Below are 6,134 nucleotides of genomic sequence, written 5' to 3' on the forward strand. Positions count from 1 at the left end.
TTTATCCCACCATTCCCATTAAGTATACAACCGTGAAGATGAATACCCAAACAACGTCGATAAAGTGCCAGTAGAGTGAAGCTACAAAGAACTTTGGCGCATTGTAAAGATTCAAACCACGCTTGGCATTACGTACCAGTAACAGAATGAACCAGCCGAGACCCACAACAACGTGAGCACCGTGGAATCCTACAAGTGTGTAGAATGCTGATCCGAAAGCACTACTGGTAAATGTGTGATTGTAATCATGTACATAATGATAAAATTCATAAATTTCAAAGCCAAGAAATGCTGCTCCAAGTAGAACGGTTAGCAATAACCACGTTTGCATTTTTTGGTAGTTATGATTTTTCATATGGTACATAGCGTAAACGCTTGTCAATGACGAGGTTAAAAGCAACATTGTCATGATAAAAACAAGCGGCAGTGCAAACATATCTGCTGCCAGATAGTGATCCGAGCTCGGCACACTGTCTTTCAGCGCTAAATATGTTGCAAATAGTGATGCGAACAGGACAGTCTCTCCGCCAAGGAAGAGCCAGAAGCCTAGAAATTTATTTTTACCTTCAAGGGTTGTTTTTTCAGGAGATTCCGGCCACGTTCTGGACGTGAATTTCTGATTCATATCATCCATTACTCCTTACCCCCTTTATCCGTGTCATCCATTAACTCTTCTTTATGGATATGGTAACCGTGATCATCTTTCAATGAACGCACAGCCATTGATCCAAGTGTAATCAGCATACCAATAATTAATACAGGCAGTGACCATACAAATTCTTCCCCGCCTGATTCACGCCAGTCAATCTGATACATCGCTCCGAATGCAGCAATGAACAGACCAAGTGACATCACGAATGGAATAAACGAGTTATTCGGCATATGAATATCACCAAGCGGCTCAGCCGGTGTCATTTCAGTACGGCCTTCCATTTTTTCAATCCATAATGGATCAAGTCCACGGACAAGTGGAAGCTGCTTAAAGTTGTAATAAGGCGGTGGTGATGGAATTGCCCACTCAAGTGTACGCCCATCTCCCCAAGGATCGTTTCCAACACGTACATTTTTCACCTGTGTAATCACGATGTTGTAAAGAAGTACAAGAACCGCGATTGCCATAAAGAAAGCACCAATTGTTGAAATCATGTTAAACAGGTCAAGACCTTGTCCAGGCAGGTACTTCCAGATACGGCGTGGCATCCCCATCAGACCAAGGAAGTGCTGTACAAAGAACGTACCGTGGAAACCGATTAGGAATAGCCAGAATGTAACTTTACCTAGCGTTTCATTTAACATTGTACCGAACATTTTCGGCCAGTAGAAATGTGTACCGGCAAGAAGTCCAAGTACAACCCCACCAATGATTACATAGTGGAAGTGAGCAACAACAAAGTAAGAATCATGGTACTGGTAGTCAGCTGCAGCTGATGCAAGCATAACCCCTGTAACCCCACCGGCTACGAATGAAGGAATAAACGCAACTGCATATAGCATTGGCGTCGTGAAGCGGATGCTTCCTCCCCACATCGTTAACAGCCAGTTAAAGATCTTAACCCCTGTCGGTACGGCAATGGCCATTGTCGCAACAGCGAAAATTGCGTTAGCAGTTGGCCCAAGACCAGTTGTGAACATGTGGTGAGCCCACACCATGAATCCAAGGAAACCGATCAGAACCGTTGCAAATACCATCGCAGCGTATCCGAACAGGCGCTTTTTAGAGAATGTAGAGATAATATCAGAAAAGATACCGAAAGCCGGTAAAATCAGAATGTATACTTCCGGGTGACCAAAAATCCAGAATAAGTGCTCCCAGATAATCGTGTTACCACCCATTGAAACATTAAAGAAGTTTGCTCCGAACATACGGTCAAACAGCATCAGGAACAGTCCAACCGTCAGTGGAGGGAATGCAAAAAGAATAAGTGCAGATGCTACGAAAGTTGACCATGTGAACAGCGGCATACGCATATACGTCATACCAGGTGCACGCATGTTGATGATGGTTACAAGGAAGTTAATCCCGGCAATCAGCGTACCGGCACCTGAAATCTGCAGCCCCAGCACGTAAAAGTCAATCCCGTGTCCAGGTGATGCAATAGATAGAGATGCATAAGATGTCCACCCTGCATCAGGTGCTCCACCCATAAACCATGACAGGTTAAGGAATACTCCTCCGAAGAAGAACAGCCAGAAACCAAGTGAGTTCAGAAATGGAAATGCAACGTCACGTGCTCCAATCTGAAGTGGTACAACAGCATTCATAAATGCAAATAGCAGCGGCATGGCTGCCAGGAAAATCATCGTGGTTCCATGCATCGTAAGTAATTCGTTATACAGCCCCGCGCTGACAAAATCATTGTCAGGGACAGCAAGCTGAATACGGATAAACATGGCTTCTAATCCGCCAACCAGAAAGAAAAATCCGCCGGAAATCAGATAAAGAATAGCGATTTTCTTATGGTCGACCGTTGTGAGGTAGTCCCATAGGACTGCTAAAAAACCTCTTTTTTGTGCAACGGTACTCACACGTTATACCTCCCTTATGATATCAATTATTCACTGTAAACTTTTAAGCTCATTAAGTACTCTGTTAAGGCATCCAGATCTTCATCTGAAAGCGTATCTTCATTATAAACCGGCATTTCGTTACCCGGCTTCAGTTCAGCAGAGTTACGGATCCAGTTTTTAATGTTTTCAGCCATCACTTCTTCTGACTCACGGTTATCAAGAATACCTGCAGTGTAAGAACGCTCGCCGAAAGTTGTCATGTTTGGCCCTTGTGAAGTACCAATCTGCTGTGTAGGACTTACAGCGTGACAACCGATACAGCTTTGTTCCTGATACACTTCGTATCCTCTTGCTACAGTTTCATCATCAAAAGTAGGCTCTTCCTGCTCTCCAGCTTCCTGCATCGACGCAACCCACTGGTCAAACTCGTCAGGACTTAACGTTTTTACCTTGAAGTCCATCAAAGCGTGTGATGGACCACAAAGCTCAGCACATTTACCATAAAACAGGTTATCTGCATCCTGTGCTTTTTCTCCATCAAAGCTTAAGTAAAACGTGTTCATATTATCAACGTTTGTATCAATCTTTCCTCCGACAGCCGGAATCCAGAATGAGTGCTTTACATCAGATGCGATCACGTTAAAATAAACGTTCTCATCTGTAGGTACAACTAGCTCCTGACCTGTTACGATTCCCTGATCCGGGTAAGAGAATTCCCACCAGTAAAGGTTCGCACGCACGTCAACAACAAGTGCTTCACGGTTGCCTTCTTCATCAACCGCTTCCATACCTTGTGTATCACCAAGCTCAAAAGTAAGAGCAACAGTCGGTACAGCAAGGATCAGCAGAAGGATAATCGGAATAACTGTCCAGATCACTTCCAGACGGTGACTTCCTTCAACCTGTTTTGGAATAAAATCCTCGCCCAGCTTAGAGCGACGGAACTTAGTAATGGCAATTACATATACAATTGCGACAACAATGATTACAAGAACCATGATTGCTACACTAAGCATCATCAGATTAAATTGTTTCTGAGCCACTTCACCAGCAGGCTGAAGTGTTGACAGGAACGGCTCTCCACAGCCGGACAAGATAAACGCTAACGCCGCTACAAGCGGTAGGAAACGCCATTTCTTCAGTCCATTTTTCATAGCTTAATTAAACCCCTCTTTCATTTGAATATTTCTAGTGATGGAGATTGTTCTATATGGATTTCTTATTAAGAAAGAATTCCCGGTGTTTATTAAATGAAAGTGATCAGGACCATACCGGTAAACAGAATGGTTAAATAATTCAGTGAGTAAACAAACATCAATGTTGCCCACTTATGATCATTTTTCATCTTATTTCCGGCTAACGCCAGAGCAAGCCAGCCAATATTCAATACCGTTGCAAGCACGATAAAAATGGTGCCAAGCGAAGGCAATAGAAACGGCAGCGGGAACAGTGCAATGACCCATAAAAGCATCGATTTCTTTGTTCTCGAAAACCCTTTCACAACTGGAAGCATAGGAATTCCAGCCGCTCTGTATTCCTCCACTCTTCTCATAGCAATGGCATAAAAGTGAGGCGGCTGCCATACAAACATAATTAAAAACAGTGCTAGCGGCATTGCCCCGAGTCCCGGGTCAACTGCTGCCCATCCGATTAACGGTGGCACAGCACCAGATACACTGCCTACAATCGTATTACTCACATATTTACGTTTTGTCCACATTGTATACAGCACAACATAGGCGAACACACCAGCAAGACCGATCAGACCTGCCATGGCTGTTGTCATAAACAGCATGATTTCACCAAGTATGATGAATGCGATTCCAAGTCCAAGCGCTCGTGAAGGTGCAACACGGCCCGTTACCGTCGGACGGTTTTTTGTCCGTTCCATTAGAGGATCAATATCCCGGTCTATGTAGTTGTTAATGCTGCATGAACCGGCAACAATCAGAGAAGAACCGATCAGTGTGAGTAGCATGACATCTATAGAACTGACAAATGCAGTTTCAGTAAAATACAATGCCAGCCATAGGCCTGTAAATGTGGTAATAAAATTGGAATTAACAATCCCAATCTTGATAAGAGCGAGGAAATCTTTCCAAGCAGTTGTTTCAGAAAAATCTGCCCCTTTTACAGCCGACACAACTCGACTATTTGACACATTTTCCCCTCCTCTCCAAACTTGCTAATACATTATACTACATCTACTATAAAGGATAGCAAACATGATTTCTATATTTAAAATGAAATTCAGACAACTTCCCATTTACAGCCTGTACTTAAATGTAACAATTCTTTCACATCTTTTTAAAAAAAGAGAAGATGAATTATTTTTGTACAATAATCATCAATGTGAAATTTATATGTCATGACGGAATGAATAATCTGTGTCTATTTATGAAAAAAGGTACACGTGACGTCCATTCTGTAACATAATAGAACTAATGCAATGAAACGGACGGTCCATTACGGACTTTACTATAAGTAAGAAGGTGACTAAATTTGCAATCTAAATGGCTGAAGCTTTTAGCCGTAACAACCACAGTTGTCATGCTGCTGGTACTGTTAGGCGGAGCACTTGTAACAAAAACTGATTCTGGACAGGGGTGTGGCCAGTCCTTCCCGCTCTGTCACGGGCAGATCATTCCTGACGAACTGCCCCTAGAAACCATCATTGAACTCGCTCACCGTGTTGTGTCTGCTGGTGCAGGATTCCTCGTTCTTGCTCTGTCAATCTGGTCATGGCGCGCAATCGGCCATATCAGGGAAACGAACTTTTTGGCAATCCTGGCTTTCTTCTTTCTGATGCTTCAGGCACTGCTTGGTGCAGGAGCGGTTGTCTGGGGACACTCTGATATAATCCTTGCTGCCCACTTTGGTATTTCATTAATTTCTTTTGCAGCTGTATTACTGCTGACACTATTAATCTTTGAAGTCGATAAAAAATTCGATGCTTCAACCGTCGTGATTGATAAACGAATTCGCTATCACACAGTCGGCTTAATGATTTACATTTTCGCTGTAGTCTATTCAGGCGCATTCGTCCGCCACACCGAAGCAAGCCTCGCCTGTCCTGACTGGCCATTCTGCGTTAACGACAGCTGGTCCTCTGTTTCACTGAACTATCTTCAGTGGATCCAGATGGGGCACCGAATGGCTGCGGCACTGATTTTTGTCTGGATTGCTTACGTTGCCTATATCGTTTATAAAAACTATAAGCACCAGAAGGTTATGTATTACGGATGGATGATCGCTTTCGGTCTTGTAACCGCACAGGTGATCACAGGCGCATTGGTCGTTGTAACAAAACTGAACCTGCTCCTGGCCCTGACCCACGCATTAATTATTTCCCTATTATTCGGTTTACTAAGCTACTTCTTATTACTCATATCAAGAAGTAAAATAAACGATAAAAAAAGAAGCTGATATCAGCTTCTTTTTTGTTTTTATTAAAAATCCGGATCGGGGAACTTCTCCCCTTTCCTTTGTCTAGGGTGCGGAGCACTAGCCGGCTCACCGCGCGACCCTAGAAAAGCGGAGGCGACTCGTCCAGCCCCGACAAGCATAAGGCGAAGATGAAAAGAGGGCTGACCTTCGCCCTCGTTCAGCTTTGACTTATGACCTCG

At 43.6% G+C, this 6,134-nt stretch carries 5 protein-coding genes; 1 reads left to right on the plus strand and 4 read right to left on the minus strand.

Annotated features, from left to right (window positions below):
* Nucleotide 1: 1 nt before the first annotated feature.
* From E2491_RS02160 to cyoE, 4 genes are all read right to left on the minus strand, one after another.
* Nucleotides 2–625, minus strand: coding sequence for a cytochrome (ubi)quinol oxidase subunit III (locus E2491_RS02160; RefSeq protein WP_134372063.1), 624 nt, complete (start codon nt 623–625; stop codon nt 2–4).
* Between the two features lie 8 nt (nt 626–633).
* Nucleotides 634–2,526 (minus strand): cytochrome c oxidase subunit I, encoded by a 1,893-nt coding sequence (gene ctaD / locus E2491_RS02165; protein ID WP_134372065.1) that lies wholly within the window; start codon nt 2,524–2,526, stop codon nt 634–636.
* Nucleotides 2,527–2,552: 26 nt separating this feature from the next.
* On the minus strand, nt 2,553–3,662 hold the full coding sequence (gene coxB / locus E2491_RS02170; RefSeq protein ID WP_134372067.1) for a cytochrome c oxidase subunit II: 1,110 nt from the start codon (nt 3,660–3,662) through the stop codon (nt 2,553–2,555).
* 92 nt (nt 3,663–3,754) lie between these two features.
* On the minus strand, nt 3,755–4,669 hold the full coding sequence (gene cyoE / locus E2491_RS02175) for a heme o synthase (protein WP_134372069.1): 915 nt from the start codon (nt 4,667–4,669) through the stop codon (nt 3,755–3,757).
* A 341-nt stretch (nt 4,670–5,010) separates the two neighbouring features.
* Between cyoE and E2491_RS02180 the strand changes: the two genes are divergently transcribed.
* Nucleotides 5,011–5,934: a COX15/CtaA family protein gene (locus E2491_RS02180; protein WP_371414442.1), complete on the plus strand. Its 924-nt coding sequence runs from the start codon at nt 5,011–5,013 to the stop codon at nt 5,932–5,934.
* Nucleotides 5,935–6,134: the final 200 nt, after the last annotated feature.

This window comes from Jeotgalibacillus sp. R-1-5s-1 (assembly GCF_004405105.1).
Taxonomy (GTDB): domain Bacteria; phylum Bacillota; class Bacilli; order Bacillales; family Jeotgalibacillaceae; genus Jeotgalibacillus.